The 18,390-nt window shown below is 67.0% G+C and carries 18 protein-coding genes; 11 read left to right on the top strand and 7 right to left on the bottom strand.

Features of this window, described 5'->3' with window-relative positions:
* A complete protein-coding gene (locus ACQ3HB_RS06945) occupies positions 1–327 on the bottom strand; it encodes a metalloregulator ArsR/SmtB family transcription factor (RefSeq protein ID WP_430918995.1) in 327 nt (108 codons plus the stop codon).
* Positions 328–425: 98 nt separating this feature from the next.
* Here ACQ3HB_RS06945 and ACQ3HB_RS06940 point away from each other — a divergent pair, with 98 nt between their 5' ends.
* Positions 426–1,370, top strand: coding sequence for an NAD-dependent epimerase/dehydratase family protein (locus tag ACQ3HB_RS06940; RefSeq protein WP_430918994.1), 945 nt, complete (start codon positions 426–428; stop codon positions 1,368–1,370).
* Here the strand turns inward: ACQ3HB_RS06940 and ACQ3HB_RS06935 are convergent.
* On the bottom strand, positions 1,339–1,626 hold the full coding sequence (locus tag ACQ3HB_RS06935) for a DUF1905 domain-containing protein (protein ID WP_430918993.1): 288 nt from the start codon (positions 1,624–1,626) through the stop codon (positions 1,339–1,341). The genes ACQ3HB_RS06940 and ACQ3HB_RS06935 overlap by 32 nt on opposite strands.
* 197 nt (positions 1,627–1,823) lie before the next feature.
* On the opposite strand from ACQ3HB_RS06935, the gene ACQ3HB_RS06930 reads away from it, so the two are divergent.
* The 5 genes from ACQ3HB_RS06930 to ACQ3HB_RS06910 are packed head-to-tail and all read left to right on the top strand — an operon-like array spanning position 1,824 to position 7,878.
* Positions 1,824–3,041 carry an AI-2E family transporter gene (locus ACQ3HB_RS06930; RefSeq protein WP_430918992.1) on the top strand — a complete coding sequence of 406 codons (1,218 nt, stop codon included), beginning with the start codon at positions 1,824–1,826 and terminating at the stop codon, positions 3,039–3,041.
* A gap of 56 nt (positions 3,042–3,097) precedes the next feature.
* The gene (locus ACQ3HB_RS06925) at positions 3,098–4,459 is read left to right on the top strand and encodes a DUF2252 domain-containing protein (protein WP_430918989.1); all 1,362 of its coding nucleotides are present in this window, start codon (positions 3,098–3,100) and stop codon (positions 4,457–4,459) included.
* Positions 4,460–4,502: 43 nt separating this feature from the next.
* Positions 4,503–5,660 (top strand): ATP-binding protein, encoded by a 1,158-nt coding sequence (locus ACQ3HB_RS06920; protein ID WP_430918987.1) that lies wholly within the window; start codon positions 4,503–4,505, stop codon positions 5,658–5,660.
* A complete protein-coding gene (locus ACQ3HB_RS06915; RefSeq protein ID WP_430918985.1) occupies positions 5,657–7,318 on the top strand; it encodes an MFS transporter in 1,662 nt (553 codons plus the stop codon). Before ACQ3HB_RS06920 ends, ACQ3HB_RS06915 begins: the two co-directional genes overlap by 4 nt.
* Entirely contained in the window at positions 7,315–7,878 is a 564-nt protein-coding gene (locus ACQ3HB_RS06910) for a hypothetical protein (protein ID WP_430918983.1), read from the top strand. Before ACQ3HB_RS06915 ends, ACQ3HB_RS06910 begins: the two co-directional genes overlap by 4 nt.
* A gap of 24 nt (positions 7,879–7,902) precedes the next feature.
* On the opposite strand, the gene ACQ3HB_RS06905 is transcribed toward ACQ3HB_RS06910, so the two are convergent.
* On the bottom strand, positions 7,903–9,654 hold the full coding sequence (locus tag ACQ3HB_RS06905) for a CocE/NonD family hydrolase (protein WP_430918981.1): 1,752 nt from the start codon (positions 9,652–9,654) through the stop codon (positions 7,903–7,905).
* 121 nt (positions 9,655–9,775) lie between these two features.
* Between ACQ3HB_RS06905 and ACQ3HB_RS06900 the strand changes: the two genes are divergently transcribed.
* Positions 9,776–10,447: a TetR/AcrR family transcriptional regulator gene (locus ACQ3HB_RS06900; RefSeq protein WP_430918979.1), complete on the top strand. Its 672-nt coding sequence runs from the start codon at positions 9,776–9,778 to the stop codon at positions 10,445–10,447.
* Entirely contained in the window at positions 10,444–11,511 is a 1,068-nt protein-coding gene (locus ACQ3HB_RS06895; RefSeq protein ID WP_430918977.1) for a magnesium and cobalt transport protein CorA, read from the top strand. The genes ACQ3HB_RS06900 and ACQ3HB_RS06895 overlap by 4 nt, the downstream gene beginning before the upstream one ends.
* A gap of 30 nt (positions 11,512–11,541) precedes the next feature.
* On the opposite strand, the gene ACQ3HB_RS06890 is transcribed toward ACQ3HB_RS06895, so the two are convergent.
* Positions 11,542–12,522, bottom strand: a complete 981-nt coding sequence (locus ACQ3HB_RS06890; protein WP_430918975.1) for a LacI family DNA-binding transcriptional regulator — start codon at positions 12,520–12,522, stop codon at positions 11,542–11,544.
* Positions 12,523–12,836: 314 nt separating this feature from the next.
* Between ACQ3HB_RS06890 and ACQ3HB_RS06885 the strand changes: the two genes are divergently transcribed.
* A complete protein-coding gene (locus ACQ3HB_RS06885; protein ID WP_430918973.1) occupies positions 12,837–13,298 on the top strand; it encodes an RpiB/LacA/LacB family sugar-phosphate isomerase in 462 nt (153 codons plus the stop codon).
* A 138-nt stretch (positions 13,299–13,436) separates the two neighbouring features.
* Entirely contained in the window at positions 13,437–14,783 is a 1,347-nt protein-coding gene (locus ACQ3HB_RS06880; RefSeq protein ID WP_430918971.1) for an MFS transporter, read from the top strand.
* A gap of 275 nt (positions 14,784–15,058) precedes the next feature.
* Here the strand turns inward: ACQ3HB_RS06880 and ACQ3HB_RS06875 are convergent, their stop codons facing one another.
* Entirely contained in the window at positions 15,059–15,493 is a 435-nt protein-coding gene (locus tag ACQ3HB_RS06875) for a DUF2269 family protein (protein WP_430918969.1), read from the bottom strand.
* 117 nt (positions 15,494–15,610) lie between these two features.
* Between ACQ3HB_RS06875 and ACQ3HB_RS06870 the strand changes: the two genes are divergently transcribed.
* On the top strand, positions 15,611–16,753 hold the full coding sequence (locus tag ACQ3HB_RS06870; RefSeq protein ID WP_430918968.1) for a hypothetical protein: 1,143 nt from the start codon (positions 15,611–15,613) through the stop codon (positions 16,751–16,753).
* Between the two features lie 85 nt (positions 16,754–16,838).
* Here ACQ3HB_RS06870 and ACQ3HB_RS06865 read toward each other — a convergent pair whose 3' ends face one another.
* Together ACQ3HB_RS06865 and ACQ3HB_RS06860 are read right to left on the bottom strand one after the other, a co-directional pair.
* Positions 16,839–17,630: a COG4705 family protein gene (locus ACQ3HB_RS06865; protein ID WP_430918966.1), complete on the bottom strand. Its 792-nt coding sequence runs from the start codon at positions 17,628–17,630 to the stop codon at positions 16,839–16,841.
* On the bottom strand, positions 17,624–18,385 hold the full coding sequence (locus ACQ3HB_RS06860; protein WP_430919409.1) for an FAD:protein FMN transferase: 762 nt from the start codon (positions 18,383–18,385) through the stop codon (positions 17,624–17,626). The genes ACQ3HB_RS06865 and ACQ3HB_RS06860 overlap by 7 nt, the downstream gene beginning before the upstream one ends.
* Positions 18,386–18,390: the final 5 nt, after the last annotated feature.

Raw genomic sequence — 18,390 nt, 5'->3', positions numbered from 1 at the left:
TCAGGCCTCGGCGGGCTTCGGGGTACTGCGCTTCCGCACCTCACGGAGCACGATCTGCTCCGGGCACACGGTTGAGAGGAAATCGCCGACGGAGAGCGCCAGCCTCTCCCCCACGAGCGAGTACAGGATGCGGTTCGCATCGCGGCGCTCGGCGACGAGACCGGCCTGGCGGAGCACGCTCAGATGCCGTGAGATCGTCGGTCCGGTCGCGTTGAACTTCGCTGCGATCTCCCCCGCGGCGAGTTCGCCGTCCTTCAGATCCTGGAGGATCTGCCGTCGGGTCGGGTGTGCGAGGGCCGCGAAGATGTCCGATGCCGTGTCCGTCATGGATTCAATGTAGCACAGTTGCAATTTAGCAATGAAGCGAAATACAGTGTAGCTTCAGACCCGCCGGCACCTCGCCGGACGTCAGAGGAAGGCCACCTATGAGAATCGCCATCACCGGCGGCACCGGCTTCGTCGGCCGCCATCTCGCTGCTCGACTCGACCCGGCGGACACCGTCATCGTGTCCCGCCGGACCGGTGTCGCGATCGACGACGTCGATGCCTTGGCCGAAGCGTTCGCCGGCTGCGACGCCATCGCCCACTGCGCCGGCATCAACCGGGAGCTCGGCGACCAGACCTTCCAACACGTCCACGTCGACGGGACGAAGGCCGTGATCGAAGCGGCACGACGGGCCGGGGTGAAGCGGATCGTGCTCCTCAGCTTCCTCCGAGCACGACCGGACTGCGGCTCGGGCTACCACGAGAGCAAATGGGCGGCCGAAGAACTCGTCCGCCAGTCCGGCATCGCCCACACGATCCTCAAGTCGGGCATGATCTACGGACCGGGCGACCACATGGTCGACCACGTCACTCGCGCAGTTCGGACGTTCCCGATCTTCGCCACCGTGGGGTTCACCGAGAAGCGCGTACGTCCGCTTCCCGTTGACGACGCGGTCGATGTGTTGCTCGCGGCGCTCGAAGGTCGCATCGATGAGCCGACCGTCGCGCTCATGGGTGCCGAGGAGCTCGAACTCGGAGCAGCGGTTCGTCGCATCGCGGGCGTCGCGGACCGGCACCCCGTCTACGTGAGGGTGCCAGTCTGGACGATTCGAGTGCTCGCTCAGCTGACCGAGTGGGCCATGGTCACGCCGCTCGTCGCAAAGGCGCAGGCGATGATGCTCGCCGAAGGGGTCACGGAAGCGGCGCCTCCGGCGCCGGAGCTGCCCGACGCCATCAAGCCGCAGCGGGCGTTCGACGAGGCGAGTATCCGCCGAGCCCTGCCCGACGGGCGATTCGGCCTCAGTGACCTCCGCATCGCCAGGTGGTGCAGCTCGCGTCGGCCGAGTCGTGCGGTCAGCGGGGGCGCTCCGTCAGGTGCGCGGTGACCGTGTCGCCCACGTCCTTGCCGAGCTTCTTGCGGAGCTTCGCACTGATCGACAGCATGTGACCGCCTGAGCCGGTGGGCATCAGCGCGACCGCGATCGGCTCGTCATCGACTCGACCGACGATCTTGAGCGCTTTCCCCGTGCCGAACAGCCGGACGGAATCGGGGACCTCCACGCAGGACCAGACGTCGCCCTTGATCTCGATGCCGATCTGCCCGGAGAACGTCACGTCGATGCGTCCGATGTCTGCGCTCATCTGTCCTGTTCCCATCCGCGTGACGCACCAGATGCCGCATCGTGGTGGTACGCGCTCGGCACACGATACCGCTCGACGTCCGCGCGCGCAGGCACAACGTCGATTGAATCACCCGAGTCGGGTGAATCGGCGGCGGGTGAAGGGGCGGACAGTGAGCTGGAGACGGCGCCGCCCCGCGCAGTCGTCTGGAGGATGCGATGTCCGTGCCCGACCCGCCAGCCCCTCTCATCGCGCCCAGTGCCACGACAGCGTCGCCAGCGCGCACGTTTCCACGCGGCACGGTCATCCTGGTCGGACTGGCGGCCGCCGTGGTCGCGGCTGGTGGCCTGAGCTCGCTGAGGGACATCCTCGCACCGGTCCTGCTGACCCTCGTCCTGAGCATCTGTGGACACCCGGTCCGGATCCTGCTGGAGCGGCGCGGTGTCCCGCACGGCGTTGCCACGGGCACGGTCATCCTCGTCGTGTTCGCGCTCCTCGCCGGGTTCACCTGCACGCTCGTCATCGCATTTGCGCAATTCGCGTCCATGCTGCCGGACTACGCGGATGAACTCGCCTCGATCGGAGCGATGATCGCTGGATGGCTGAACACCCTCGGCATTGATCAGGCCCAGGTCGCGGCCGTGGCCAGCGGTTTCGATCCCTCACACATCCTCGCGTTCTTCACCGGCATCCTCGGCAGTGCGTTCAGCATCACCGGTGCCCTCGTCATCGTCCTGACGATGCTCATCGTGATGTCCGCGGACGCGACCTACATCCCCACGGTGCTGCGCCAGCTCTCGCGGACGAAGCCCGAATTCGTCGCTGCGATCGGCGATTATGCGGTCAACGTGCGCCGGTACATGGTCGTGACGACCGTGCTCGGAGTGACGCAGGGCGTCTTCAGCGCGTTGGCGCTCGTCCTCCTCCAGGTTCCTGCGGCGCTCCTCTGGGGGCTGCTCGTCTTCCTCTGCAGTTTCATCCCGAACATCGGCTACTTCTTTGCGCTCATCCCGCCCATCGTGTTCGGACTCCTCGTGGGAGGCTGGCCTACAGCCATCGCCGTGATCGTCGTGTACGGCGTCATCAACTCGATCCTGCAGACCATCCTGCAACCGCGATTCGTCGGCAAGGCCGTTTCGCTCAGTCAAACGCTCACCTTCTTCTCGGTGCTCCTCTGGGCGGCTGTCCTCGGACCGGTCGGGGCGATTCTGGCCATCCCGCTGACGCTGCTCGCCCGGACGATCCTCGTCGACGCGAATCCCGATGCGCGGCAGTGGCGACCGGCACTCGGGGACATCAGCGAGACCAGGACGATCCTCAAGGAGACCGACCAGGCAGCGAAGGCCGCGCGCAAGGCCAAGGCCGCAGCCGGCTCTTCATCGGACGGATCCGCTCCGACAGCGCGTTCGCAAGCGGTCCCGGGGCGAGAGCGGTGAGAGCGGTGATCGGAGCGAGCGCGACCTTCACGGACAGGGCGGCAGGTGGGAAATCGGTGCGAGCCGCCGTTCCGAGATCCGCACTCGGCGGGTGGAGCGCCGCGGACGACCGCTTCGATCCGGTGGACGGGCTCGAAGCTCAGGCGGCCACGCGCGTCCCAGAGCTCGTGCCGATCCGGTACGGCCGGATGGCGTCGTCACCGTTCTCGTTCTACCGTGGAGGCGCCGCCATCATGGCCGCCGACCTCAGCACGCTCCCTCGCACCCCGCTGACCGTGCAGCTGTGCGGCGACGCTCATCTGGCGAACTTCGGCGTCTTCGGCACCCCGGAGCGCACGCTGGTGTTCGACATCAATGATTTCGACGAGACGCTCCCCGGACCGTTCGAATGGGACGTGAAGCGGCTCGCGACGAGTTTCGAGGTTGCCGGACGCGCCAGCGGATTCCGGAAGGCGGACCGTCGACGAATCACCACTGCGGTCGCTCGGCACTACCGCGAGCTCCTGCGCCACGCGGCATCCGCGCGGGTCCTCGACGCCTGGTACGACCGGCTCGACGCCGACCGCATCAGCGAATTCGTCCGAGCGGAACGGGCGGCGGCACGGGTCGGGTCGAAGCAGACCAGGAACACCGCTGCGATCCTCGAACGTGCGCGGACTCGGGACAGTACACGCTCCCTTGCGAAGCTCGCCCGACGGGAGGACGACTCGCTTCAGATCGTGTCGGACCCACCTCTCATCGTGCCGATCGAGGAACTCGACGAGCGCGCCATCGACCGCGCCTCCACGGAACGCACGATGCGCGAGTTGCTCGCGTCGTACCGATCGACGTTGCCGGGGGACGTTCATCCCGTCGCTGAGTTCGAGTACGTGCACCTCGCTCGGAAAGTGGTCGGTGTGGGCAGTGTGGGTACGCGCGCCTGGATCATCCTGCTCCGAGGACGAGACGACGACGATCCGCTGTTCCTGCAGGCCAAAGAAGCCCAGCCCTCCGTCCTCGAAGCGTTCCTGGGGCCGAGCGGGTATGAGACCCACGGCGAACGAGTCGTGCGGGGTCAGAGGGCGATGCAGGCGAGTTCGGACATCTTCCTGGGCTGGCAACGAGTCGCCTCAGAGGACGAAGTCAACCGCGACTACTACCTCAGACAGCTCGCCGATTGGAAGGGCTCCGTCGACCTCGACCGGGCGAGCGTTCGAGGTGCGCTGCTCTACGCGCGACTGTGCGCTGAAACACTCGCTCGCGCCCACGCCCGAACGGGCGACCGCGTCGCCATCGCCGCATACCTCGGGAAGAGCGAACGGTTCGACGACGCGATCGGGCGCTTCGCGGTCGAGTACGCCGACCAGAACGAACTCGACCATGCAGCGCTGGTCGGCGCAGTCGAGTCCGGGCGAGTCCCGGCCGCGCTCGGCGTGTGACGAGCCGCAGACGAGGTGTGACGAGGCAAGGAGCGAGGACACGATGACGCGACATCCATTGGACATCGGGACCCTGTTGGAGCCCGACACGGTGCCGGGCGGCAAGGACGGCGGCGGCCCCGCGCGTGGTGCTGCATCTCCGCTCCCCCGCGCGGAGCTCGACGCGAGGCGCTTCAACCGGCACACGTTCTGGTGCGGGCAGAGCGGTTCCGGGAAGACCTACGCGCTGGGCGTCGTTCTCGAGCAGCTGCTGTTGGAAACCAAGCTCCCGCTGCTCATCCTCGATCCGAACGCCGATTTCGTCCGCCTCGGGGAGCGACGCGAACCGCTGCCGGCATCCCGCCAGGCGACGTCATCGGGCCGGGGGCCGGACCCGTTCGATGACGTCAGGGTGCTCCGTTCGACCGCAACGGGCTCAGACCATCTCCGAGTCCGATTCGTCGATCTCCCGCTCGCGTCGCGCGCCGCGGTTCTGGGGCTCGACCCCATCATCGACCGTGACGAGTACAACGTGCTCGTGCACCTCGAGAACGAGCTCGGCGTCCTCGGCGGTCGGGACCTCGTCCCCTCGCTGCGAGCGGAAGGCGCCACCGCTCGCCATGCGCTCGCGAGTCGCATCGAGAACCTCGGGGTCCTCGACTGGGACCTGTGGGCATGGGGAGGTCGATCCGCAGAGGACGTCGTCGACGAGCGGCCGAGGGCGACGGTCCTCGACCTCGGCGGATTCCGGTCGCCGGCTGAGCCCCACGTCGCCGCGCTCAGCATGCTCGATCATCTCTGGGCGAAGCGTGAAGAACGCAATCCGATCCTCATCGTCATCGACGAGGCGCACAACATCTGCAGTGCGGATCCCGTCTCCCCGGTCCAGCGGGCGCTCACCGAACGGATCACCCAGATCGCTGCGGAAGGACGCAAGTTCGGACTCTGGCTGCTGCTCTCGACGCAGCGACCCTCGAAGATCCCGATCAACGTGCTGAGCCAGTGCGACAACCTCGTCCTCATGAAACTCGCGTCTCCTCGCGATCTCGCGGAGCTGGCCGACGTGTTCGGCTCCGTCCCGCCCGAGCTGCTCCACCTGGCGATGCGGTTCGCTCAGGGCCAGGCCGTCGTCGCCGGCGGCTTCATCGGTGACCCGTCGCTCGTGCAGTTGGGGAGCCGGATCACGCACGAGGGCGGTTCCGACGTGCCGGTGCCGCTGTGACCGGGTCCGAGGTCGCCGACACCGGAGAGGCTCCGCCCCGGAAGAGCGGCGCGTGGACCGTCGTCGTCATCCTGGGCTGCGCACAGTTCGTCATGGTGCTCGACGGAACGGTCATGAACGTGTCGATCTCTACCGTTGTGGCGGATCTCGACACGACGGTCGCCGCGATGCAGGCTGCCATCACCTTCTACACGCTCACGATGGCGGCGGTGATGCTTCTGGGCGCGAAGCTCGGTGATGTCTGGGGCAGGCGGCGTGCGTTCGTGATCGGTTCCTGTGTCTACGGCTTCGGATCCCTCATCACCGCATTGAGTCCGAACGTTGGGTTCCTCTTCCTCGGCTGGTCCGTCATCGAGGGCCTCGGCGCCGTCCTCGTGATCCCCGCGATCGCCGCCCTCGTCGCGGACAACTACGAGGGTCGTGCACGCATCACGGCGTTCGCGATCATCGGTGCGGTGTCCGGTGCCGCGGTCGCCGCGGGACCGCTCATCGGCGGCTTCGTGACGACGTATTTCAGCTGGCGGTACGTGTTCGTGGCCGAAGTCGTCATCATGGCCGGTGTCGTCGGCTTCTCACGCGTGGTGACGGACCGGAGCGAACGGCAACGCCTCCGCATCGATGTCCCGAGCGTCCTGCTCTCCGCGATCGGCCTCGTCCTGCTCGTGTTCGGGATGCTGCAGAGCAAAACGTGGGGGTGGCTCGTCCCGCTCGCACCACCGACCGTTGGGGGGATCGAGATCGCTCCGCTCGGCATCTCGCCGACTGCGTGGCTCATACTCATCGGTGGAGGCATGATCGCCTGCTTCGTTCGTCGCCAACGGCGGCTCTCAGCGCGGGGCTTGCCGCCACTCGTCGCCGTCGAGATGTTCTCGATCCGTCAACTGCGGAGCGGTCTCTCTGTCCTCGGAGCCCAATACGCGGTCACTGCGGGACTCTTCTTCATGGTGCCGGTCTACCTGCAGATGACGCTCGGGCTCGACGCGCTGGAGACGGGGCTCAAGATCTTCCCCCTGTCCGTTTCGCTCATCCTCTTCTCGATCGCGGGGACGCGACTCTCCAACCGATGGTCGCCCCGTCGAATCGTTCGCGTCGGGCAACTCGTCCTCGTCTTCAGCGCGGTGCTGCTCCTCGGTTCGGTCACGGTCGATCTCCGCCACGGCCTCTTCGCCGTCGGGATGTTCCTCGCTGGAGCAGCGCTCGGTCTGCTCGCATCACAGCTCGGCAACGTCAACATGTCGAGCGTCACAGCGAAGCAGACGAGCGAGGTCGGCGGGCTGCAGGGAGTCTTCCAGAACCTCGGCTCGTCACTCGGAACGGCGCTCGTCGGTTCGATCCTCATCGGCGCCCTGACGACGTCCTTCGCAGCGGGCGCGGCGTCGAGCCCGTTGCCGGCCGAAGCGCGCGCAGTCGTCGCGGAGGAGACGCAACGCGGTGTCGCCATCGTGCCGGCCTCGAGTGTTCCGGAGATCGCGGAGAAGGCCGGATTGAGCGTCGCCGACGCCGAGACGCTCGAGACCGTCTATCGAGACTCGCAACTCGCGTCCCTGCGCGTCGCGCTCTTCGGGCTGATCGTCATCGCACTCCTGTCGCTCCTGTTCTCACGCGGGATCCCGAACGAGGTGCTGGGCCGCAAGCGTTCGCCGGAGACGGTCCCGTGAGCGCGACGGCCCCGGGGGCCGGCCGGGACGCCGGATCGGCGGCGGTCCCGGCGTCGAACCGAGCACCGAACCGAGCACCGAACCTGTTCGCGTCGCTCATCACCGAGGAATCCGTCTACGGGACGATCCTCGTGAGCGGCATGATCGTCGTCTCCGGCACCTACGAGGCCACTTCGTGGCAGACCTTCCTCAGCGTCATCGGCACCGTCGTGGTGTTCTGGGCCGCACACGTCTACGCGGGAACCGTCGCGGGGCACAGCATCGATCCCGGCGATCGAACGACACTGACCGTCGCGTTCCGTCGGTCGTTCCGTCGTTCACTCGGCTTCCTGCTCTCCGCGCTCCCGCCCGCCGCCGTCCTGCTCCTCGGTGCGAGGCGGATCGTCCCGGACGCCGCCGCGATCTGGGTCGCACTCTGGCTCGGTGTCGTGATCCTCGGTGTGATCGGCTACAGTGCGTTCACCATCCGCGGCAGCAGCTGGCCAGTGCGCATCGTGGGTGCGCTCGGGACAGCGGCCTTCGGTGCTGCCATGATCGTCCTGAAGGCCGTCATCCACTGACCGGTACTCGGGGCGTCGTCCGCCTCACCGCCGGCTCGTGCCGCGGAAGACGGGGAGCTGGAGGTAGGAAGCGTGCTCGCCGCCCGTGTGGATGATGTGCCTGCCCTGGTTCGCGCCGACGTACTCACGGATGCCCGGCATGAGCGTCCCGAGGAGGTTCCGGGAACTGATGATGAACCGCAGCTGTTCGCCGGCGTGGAACGCGAGACCGATCGGCAGGAGTTCGATCTCGACCTCGACGACCTCGCCCGGCGAGAGCTTCTCCACCCGATCGAAGCTGTGGGCGGGCACGTCCGCGGTCGTCAACGACTCGTCCAGGTACCGCACTGAAACCCGCAGCCGACCGTCGGAACCCTTGTATCTGAGGATGGTGGCGCCGTGATCGGTCAGGTCGTGCGCCATCGGGCTCTGGTTCGGGACGGTGAAGGCCTGCAGGGGTGTTCCGTGCGCGTCGAGCTTCTGCACGAGGACGAACAGGTCCATGTCGTCGGCTCCGTCCGACTCGACCCAGAGGTGCGCTTTCGGGTAGCCCACGAGCTGTGTCTCCTCGGCGAATCGGGTGATGAAGGACACGGCGTTCGGGTTCGCCTCGACGTCGTACGCGACCGTCGCGGCCTCGACCGGTGCATCGGGAGTGAGCGCGCGTGAACGGCCGTCGAGGTAGAACTTGGTCGAGACGGCGCCGCCGGGAGGGAACGCGTCTGCCGGAACGCCGATCACGTCTCCCCCTTCGAGATCGAGCACCGAGTACCGGACTCGTGGCGTCGACTCCCAGCCGTTGGCCCGTTCCTTCAGATACCGGTCGAAGAATCGGCGGAGGTCCTCGACATTGTCCTCGTCGTAGTAGTCGGGCCATTCCTGACCATTGTGGATGCGCAGCCACTTCTCCTCGGATGCGATCCGGCGCCAGGCGCGGAAGGTGCCGGCGGTGTGGAGCGTGTTCGAGTAGCTCGCCACGATGTACGCGGGCACCGTGATCCGGTCGAAGTCGGGGATCTTGTCCGCCCAGAGGTCATCGACGAGGGGGTGCGCCTCGGCTTCGGCGAGAATGTCCTCCTTGCGGTTCCTGCCGAAGAAGCTGCCCTCCTGCAACTGCCTGGCGAACCCGGTGTCCGGCATGCCGCCGCGCATCACGAGGTCGCGGTAGACGTCGCTCACGCCTTCCCAGGGGTTGATCGCCACGAGGTGTTCCGGCTGCTCGCCGGCAGTGAACAACTGCGAGACCGCCAGGTACGAGGTCCCGCTCATTCCGACCTTGCCCGTGCACCACTCCTGATCGGCCAGCCACTCGATCACGTCGGTGCAGTCACGGCCTTCCTGCCGGTCCCACAGCACGCTGTCGCCGTCGGAGTCGACGATCCCGCGGATGTCCGGATTGCAGATCGCGTATCCCCTGGCGCACCAGTACGCCGGATCCGGGCCCTCGAACTTCTCGAGGCCGGAGACGATGCCGTTGTCGAGGCCGACCAGGCCGAACACGCCCATGACGCTGATCGACGTGCCTTGTCCTTTGCCGTATGGGCTCCAGGCCACGATGACCGGGACCTGCTCATCCCCGATGGGACGGAACACGTCGACATGGACGACTGTGCCGTCGCGAAGCGTGACCGGGACGTCCTTCTCGAACACGATGTCGACCGGCAGCGGCTTGAACTGCGGTGCGGCCTGATAGCCGGCCTCGAGGACCCGGGTGCCGGGGTCATATGCCGTCAACAGACCGGTTCGGCCGGCCGGCAGCGGCGTGGACGGAGTGAACAGCTTCTGGTCATCGCTCATGGCGAGCTCCTCGTTTCTCGACTTCCCGGGACGAATGCTCGGATCGGTGCGAGCGTACGCCCGGTTCGGAATTAACTCAACAAGCGTTGAGTTAATTGTGGCGGCCTTGTAGATTCGAGGTATGGACGACGACATGGAGCAAGCACCGGGATATCCGGCGGAAGAGCCGTCGGAGGCGTCACAGAAGGCGCGACGGGGGCGCCCGCCCGGGCGAACGAGCACTCGGCGAACCATCCTCGACGCCGCCAGAGTCCGCTTCGCGAGCGACGGCTTCACCGCGACCACGATCCGACTCGTGGCCGCCGACGCCGGTGTGGACGCCTCGCAGGTCATGCAGTCGTTCCGCTCGAAGGATGAACTGTTCGCCGCGGTCATGGCCATCCCGGCATCCGCGTTGGAACGGTTCAGCACGGCTTTCGAGGGCCCGGACGAACACCTCGGCGAGCGAGTCGTCCGCGCCTATCTCAGCGCGTGGGAGGCGCCGCCCGAAGAGTCCGAACCGCTCATGGCGATGTTGCGCGGTGCGATCGGGAACGAGCAGGCCGCGACCCGGCTCCGCGACTTCATCCAGTCCAGGCTGCTCGAAGGAACCAGTGGCCGGACCGACGCCGACGCCGCGCTCCGTGCTGCGATCGCTTCGTCGATGCTCGTCGGTGTCGTCACCGGCCGTCGCATCATCGGCGTCCCCACACTCGTCGAGGCGGACAGCGAGTCACTCGTCGCAGTCCTCGCGCCCGCCATCCAGCGGGTGCTCGTACCTGGCGAGACGCCCAGAGGAGGAACGATCGCATGATTCCGATCGACGGCCACATCTACATCAACGGCGTGCGCACGGCGAGTCCGAGTTCGCTCGAAGAGGCTGAACAGGTGCTGCGAACTCGGGACGCCGTTGCATGGCTGGGGCTCAAGAACGCCGACCACGACACGCTCGAGGACGCAGCCGCCCGGTTCGGGTTGAATCCGCTCGCCGTCGAGGACGCCCAGAAGGGGCATCAGCGCGCAAAGCTGGAGCGGTACGGCGAGACGATGTTCGTCGTGCTCCGTCCGGGATCCTACGACGATGCGGCGGAGCGGGTCGCCTTCGGGGAGATCCACCTCTTCGTCGGACCGCAGTTCGTCATCACCCTCCGCCGCGGAACGCGCCCGGATCTGACGGCTGCTCGCAGAGCGCTGGAAGCCGATCCCGGATTCCTCAGCGCGGGGCCGGAAGCGATGCTCACGGCACTGCTCGACGAGATCGTCGACGGCTACGCACCGGTCGTCGCAGGCTTGGAGGAGGACATCGACCAGGTCGAGGACAGCCTCTTCGCGGACGGTCACGTCGATCCGCAACTGTCCGAGCGCATCTACCGCCTGATCGAACAGGTGATCTCGTTCCAACGAGCGATCGGTCCCCTCCCGGACATGGTCCAGAGCCTGCTCCGCGGCGCCGGTCGTTACGGTACGGGCGACGAGGTCCAGAACCGGCTGCGGAACGTGCTCGACCACATCGTGCGGGTGACCGAGCGAGTCACGACCTGCCGTTCACTCCTCGAGAATGCCTTGACCGTGCATTCGACGCTCGTCTCACTGGAGCAGAACGACGCCATGCGACGCATGTCCCGGGCGAGCCTCGCTCAAGGCGAGGAGAGCCGGCGGCTCGCCCAGGAGACCATCGCGCAGGGCGAGGAGGTCAAGAAGATCTCGTCGTGGGCGGCGATCCTCTTCACTCCGACCCTCATCGCATCGATCTACGGCATGAACTTCGACACCATGCCGGAGCTTCACTGGGCGTTCGGCTATCCGTTCGCCGTCGCGCTCATGCTCGGTCTGGGCATCGGCCTCTGGGCCGTCTTCAAGCGCAAGCACTGGCTCTAGGTCCCGGGAGCCGATCGCGCGGGGCGCAGGTCACGAGCGATCGACGAACTCCGTCGGGATGCGCTCTGAACCCACGTCCCGTCCCTCGATGAGGTCGACGAGCTTGGCGACACCGACCCGGCCGACGGTCGTCGCGTCGTTGCGCACCGCGCTGATGGGCGGTGTCGCGAACTCGAACCACTCCAGATCATCGAAGGACACGACCGCGATCTCCGAGGGCCACCCGGGACCGAAGCGCTCGTGCAGTGCGCGAATGACGCCGAGGGTCGTCGGACCGTTCGCGCCGAACACGGCCGTGGGGCGCACTCCGCGATCGAGAATCCGATGCATCGCTTGGGAAGCGCCTCCCGGCAGGAAGTCACCCGTGTCGATGAGCGCTTCGTCAAGGCTGATCCCGTGGGCCTCACGACCCGCGCGATACGTCGCGAGGCGTTCGGCGCCCGTCGAGATCGTCGACGGACCGCCGACGAATGCGACGTCGCGGTGCCCCTGGCGCTGGAGCCAGTCGAGCACGCTCGTGACCCCACCGACGTTGTCCGTGCCCACCATCGGGGCATCGAGTCCAGCGACGGTCCGGTTCATGAGCACGAGCGGCAGTCCCGTGGCCCGGAGTGCCTCGAGTTGCGGCGAGACGCCGCCCTGCGGGGACAGCAGGAGGCCGTCGATGCGTTGCGACGCGAAGATGCGGAGATAGTCGTCCACCTGGGACTGGTCCTCGTTGGCGTTCGCAAGGAGGACCGTGTAGCCGAGTCGACCGGCCTCCTGCTCGGCTGCATGCGCGAGCTCGGAGAAGAACGGGTTGCGAATGTCTGAGACGACGAGGCCGAGCACATCCGTTCTGGCGCGACGGAGAGAACGAGCGGGCCCGTTCGTGACGTAGTGCAGCTCGGCGGCGGCCGTGAGGACGCGCGACCGCGAATCGGCGGAGGTCTGGCTGCTTCCGGACAGCACGCGAGACGCGGTTCCGAGCGACACGCCTGCGCGCGCCGCAACGTCCTTGATCGTCGCCACTGAACTGCCCCTGTCGCTGTTGCGGATGTCACGGCCGTCTCGGGTTGCCGGTAGGGCCTCCGCTGCGGCTTCCCGAGATGGAAACGTTCCCATCCTGGCAGCCGTGAACCGCCGGCGCAACGAGACCGCGGGTGGCCCGCGCGGTGCGAGCGCCTCGCAGGGAGCACCTCTCGACCGGATCATGTGCGCTTGCATGATTGCGATCCGTCATGCATGATGGATCTCGCTCAGCCCGTGGAAACGTTTCCATGGCCCGGGTGAGCATTCCAGACTCGGCCGCTCAGCGGTCACTCCCGTCCTGAAAGGACATCAGCATGATCGTTGCCGTCGGAGCCGACCACGCGGGATTCCCCGTGAAGCAGCGCGTGATCGCCGCGGTCGAACGGCTCGGCCACACCGTCGTCGAGCGCGGAGCGACCAGCACGAAAACGGTCGACTTCCCGGACGTGACCCAGGAGACGTGCGCGCCGGTCCTCGATGGCACCGCACACCGCGCCATCCTCGTCTGCGGAACCGGAGCAGGTGCGACCATGGCCGCCAACAAGATCCCCGGCATCCGCTGCGGCCTCGCCAACGAGACCTACTCGGCGCACCAGGCCGTTGAACACGACGACGCGAACGTCATCGCTCTGGGGGCCTGGCTCGTCCCGCCGGCCTTCATCGACGAGATCGTGCAGCAGTTCCTCGCAGCGACCTTCGACGACGACGAGGACACTCGGCGTCGGGTTCGGAAGTTGAACGCCCTCGACGAACTCGTTCCGCCTGCTGCGAGCTGATCGCCGCTGCGCCTCAGCCACGGGCGCTGCCGCAACCTCCCGCCGGTTCGCCGCCCCTCACGTCCGTCCTCAGACCCAGAACCCACCCGATCCTCCCCACCACGCACGCTCCATCCCCCGATCAAAGGAGATCCATCCGTGACGACAACGACCCCTTCCCCCGAGCCGCACTCGCAGCCGTCCGCCCTCGGATCGAAGGACCGCAACAAGACGGCATTCGCCGCAGCGCTCGGCACGAGCGTCGAGAACTACGACTTCATCGCCTACGGCACCGCGTCTGCGCTCTACTTCGGCGCGGTGTTCTTCCCCGAGAGCGACCGCTTCATCGGCACCCTCCTGTCGTTCGCGACCCTCGCCGTCGGATTCCTGATGCGACCGCTCGGCGGCGCAGTCGGCGGGTACCTCGCCGACAGATTCGGCCGGAAGCCCGTGCTCGTCGGGGCGATGCTCGTCATGGGAGGCGCGACGTTCCTCATCGGCCTCCTCCCGACCTACGCGCAGATCGGTGTCATCGCACCGGTCCTGCTCGTCATCATCCGGATGATCCAGGGCCTCGCGTTCGGCGCGGAGTGGGGCGGCGCGATCACGATGGCGTACGAACACGCTCCCTGGAACCGGCGCGGCATGTACGCGGCCATCCCCCAGGCCGGGAACCCGCTCGGCATCGCACTCGCGAGCGGCATGTTCCTCGTCTGCGCGAACCTCGAGGGCGATTGGGCCTGGCGGATCCCGTTCCTCCTCAGCGCCGTGCTCGTCATCGTGGCGCTCATCGTCCGCTCGCGCCTGTCGGAGTCACCTGAGTTCGAGTCAGCCAAGGCGGAGGGCCGGATCGAGAAGAACCCGTTCCTCACCGCCATCCGTCGCGACTGGAGGAGCATCCTCCGCGTCATCGCCTTGCGGATCGTCGAGTCATTCGCCTACTACTCCACCGCGACCTACCTGCTCAACTACCTCTCCGAGCGCTTCCCCGACATCCGTCCGACGGCACTCGGCGCGATCACCGCGGCGAGCCTCGTCGCCATCGTGATGACCTTCCTCATGGGCTCCCTCACGGACCGGGTCGGGCGCAGGCCGATCTACATCGCCGCATGCCTCGTCGCGATCGGGTTCGCCTTCCCGATGTACCTGCTCACGAACGATGGGACGCCCGCGCTCGTCGTCGCCGTGTTCGTCTTCGGCATCGGTGTCATCCATGCGTCGTTGACGGGAGTCCAGGGATCGCTCCTCACCGAACAGTTCGGCACGTCGACCCGGACCTCCGGCGCTTCGCTCGGCTATCAGATCGCGGCAGCCCTGGGCGGCTTCGCTCCGCTGCTGGCGGCGCTGCTCGTGGGGTGGATCGGCTGGCCCGGCGCATCGCTGCTGTACATGACCGCGGCTGTGATCGGCTTGATCGGGATCCTCGTTACCAAGGAGACCTATGGACGTGCGGAGCGAGCTCGGATCAACGCCCTCGTCGCTGCAGAGAAGCGTCAGCTCGCCTGAGCGGCGCACGTGCGTGACGGCGTGCATTCCTGACGGCGTGCATTCCTGAGAGCGTTCGAACCAGGCACTGCGGAACGAGGGGTCGGGCGCCGGCAACGGAGCCTGACCCCTCGTGTCGACGCGGGACGCGCAACGGCGGCCGGGTCGCAACTGCCAGGGTGCAAGAGGGTCTCCCTCCCCTCGCGGGAGCAGCATGCCGCGCTGGTATACCCGATATCCGAGCTGAGATCGGCACGTTCCTGAGCTCTCCGAGCTCAGGAACTCGAGGCCAGTGCTCAGGGCTTCCAGACCATGAGGACGACGACGACCACGAGCAGCAGGCTGACGATGCCCGATCCTGCACTGATCGCGGGCGATTTCACGACCGCGACGGAATCCCCCGAGCCTGACGCGGCCGCGCGACGCATGGCGGGCACGACGACGACGAGGCTCAGGACCACGGCGATCACGTACAGAATGATCGACCACAGCACCCACGGGGTCGTGACCGACAGGTTGTACTTCGGGTCAGCCAAGCCGACGAGACCGAAACCGAGCACGAAGACGATGAGCGAGAGGTAGCTGAAGATCATCGTGGACTTCGCCAGCACGCCGACCTGGGCGTGGTTCCCCGTCCGCAACGCGCGCATGGCGGTCATTGGCAGAATGGCCATCGGCCCGACGATGAAGACGGCTCCGACGACGTGGAGCACTGAGAAGACGGTATCCATGCCGACAGGCTACCGCTCGGGGCGCTCGTGCGGCTCGCGGCGCCGCGGAAGAGGCCGTCGTCGATACGATGGTCGATGGCATCGACCGCGACGGAACCGGCGCCGAACGAGAGGACGATGCGCGTGGAATTGGGCTGGTTGGAAGCACCCGAATCCGACGTGGCGGCCGCGATGGCATCCGTTCGACGCGATTCTCGGCCGAGCTGGGTCCCGACGAAACGCCAGGTGCTCGTGCATGTGAACCACTGCCTGATCCTCTGGTACTGCTGCATCGTGTTCATGGTCATCGGCATCCGCGTCGACTCCTTTCAGGACGGTCGTGTCACCCCAGCCGATGCGACGGGGCTGCTCGTGGCGATCGCCGTCCTTGTCCTGTGGCTCGTCGGAGCGTCATGGCTGCATCTGTGGGCGAAGCGGCCCCCGTCGCCGCGCTCACGCCTGCAGGACTGGCGGCAGACGCTGACCGCGCTCGCCAACGGGTTCGAAGCGCAGGCGAGCCCCGCCGCGACGTTCACCTCGATCATGAGCGCACGCGGCCGTGGGGCGCGTGCGTTCCCGAGGTTCGCAGCGCCGGGCGTCGAGTTCGGGAACCTCGTCACGACCGGTCGCGGATCCCGTTCGTGGCAGTACCTCACCGTCACGCTGCCCGCTCCGCTCCCCCATCTCATCCTCGATGCGGTGTCGAACGACGGCTTGGGCAGCGACCTCCCCGCGAGCATCGCGAGATCGCAGCGGATCTCCCTCGAGGGCCGATTCGATGCCCACTTCCGCACGTACACGCCGTCCGGCTACGGCAAGGAGGCGCTCTACGTCCTCACGCCGGACGTCATGGTTGCCCTCATCGACGAAGCCGATCGATTCAACGTCGAGATCATCGACGACCGACTCGTCTTCTTCACCTCCGGTGCAGCCGACTTCTCGACCCCAGAGCCTTGGCGCTCCGCCCATGCCGTCCTCACACGTGTGGTCCCGCGCATCCTTCTGAAAGCGGATCGCTACCTCGATGAACGCATCCAGGGACAAGACATCCCCAGACTGCTCGCGAAGCTGAAGGCCGAACGCGAGCATCCGAACGTCCCCTGGATCGCTCCTGAGCCCCGCATCGGCCCCGACGGACGACGCCTTATCATCCGTGATCGGAGGAACGGCGGCTGGTCGATCGTCGGTGCGGTGGGGTGGTTCTCGCTCCTTGTGTTCCTGTACGTGGTGCCGGGCCTTTTCGCGTTCGCAGGCTTCATGTCGATCGTCGACGGCCGATAGCGGTTCCGGGACTGTCCTCGCGCTGATTCGTCGTTGCTCGCCTGTACCGGTCTGTGGCCGTGATCGTGCGGATGGGCCGGTGGCGTCATGCGAGGGGCGTTGAAGGAGGAACGGTCGCCCCGAAGGACCGTTGCCGCCGCCATGCGATGTACGCCACGAGGACGATGGTGAGGGCGAGCGCCACGAGGGTCACCTCCCCCGTTCCGAGGCCGAGGCCGCCCCGGGAGGCGGACACGGCGAGGCCGTCGGCGATCGATGCGCCGAGCGGCCGCGTGACGATGTAGGACGTCCAGAACATGGCGACGGCCGACCAGCCGAGGTATCGGTGCGCGAGCCCCGGGAGGAGGAAGACGATGCCGAAGGCGATCGCGGAACCGCCGTACCCGAGTCCGAGGTCGTGGGCCGCGAAGTCGCCTGCGGCGGTACCGAGAGCGAACGTCGAGCAGACGGTGGCCCAGTAGAAGAGCTCACGACGACGGGTGACGATGGAATGGATCGACAGGGTCCCCTCCACGCGCCACCAGACGAACAGGACCAGGGCGAGGAGTGCGGCGAACGCCGTCGTCGACACGAGGTACGGCACGCCGACGACGATGTGGGCGACGTCCGCGACCATCGTCCCGAACACGCCGATCATCGCAACGAGCAGCCAGTACCGCCACACCACGTAGCGGTCCGCCGCGAGCTGCACGAGCAGACAGACGGCGAACGCTCCTGCGGTGACCAGCACGATGAGCACCGGTTCCGTGTGCACCACGAGCCAGTCGGACGCGGTCTCACCGAGACCGGTCGTCAAGAGCTTCACGGTCCAGAACAGCAGGGTGACCTCTGGGACCTTCGACGCGGCGAACGAAGCCTGCCGCGCGCCGCTCAGCACTGCACCGTCGCCGGGTCGGTGATTCGCGCTCGGAGTCCCTGGGTCACCAGCAGTGCACCGGTGCGGTCGCAACAGAGGACGTCGAGGTCGAAGCGGTCGGTCGCATCGTCGAGCGCAGGCGTTCCGCCGGCGAGGATCGCCGTCGCCCAGACGTCGGCGGTCAGAATGTGCGCGGCGAGGACCGTGACCTGGACCGGGTCGGCGTCCGTCGGGAATTCGTTCCGGCGCCAGACGTGCTCCCCTCGCTCCCCGATGCCGGATGTCGCGATCGCACGTCTGTCACCGGTCAGTTCGACCGAGGTCAACAACCGGTCGCGGTCGACAGGATCGACGATGCCGACGCGCCAGGGCGCACCGTGGTCCGAGCCTCGAGAGAGGATGTCTCCCCCGGCGTTCAGCAGCCAGTCCTCGATCCCCGTTTCATCGAGGATCGTCCCGGCTGCGTCGATCGCAGCCGCTTTCACGACGCCTGCGAGGTCGATGAATCCGTCGGAGCGATGCGGTGTGAAGACTCCTGACGTCACCGCGCGCCAATCGAGGGCGAGCGCATACATGTCGCGCATTGTCGTGCTCGCGTCGGAGAGCGCGATGTCATGTCGTGCGATCCGGCTCGCCTCCGAATCCGGCCGGTAGAGGCTGAATCGTTCGTCCGCATCGGCGAACACCGCTTCGATCTGCTCGACGATCGGGGACGGCGTGTCGCTGTGCAGTCGCAGGCTCGCGACGGTTCCCATGGTTGCGAAGGTGTGGATCATGGTCG

Source organism: Plantibacter lichenum (assembly GCF_050587525.1).
Classification (GTDB): domain Bacteria; phylum Actinomycetota; class Actinomycetes; order Actinomycetales; family Microbacteriaceae; genus Plantibacter.
Note: the sequence above shows the minus strand (reverse complement) of the source record. Positions and strands in the feature narration are given on the sequence as shown.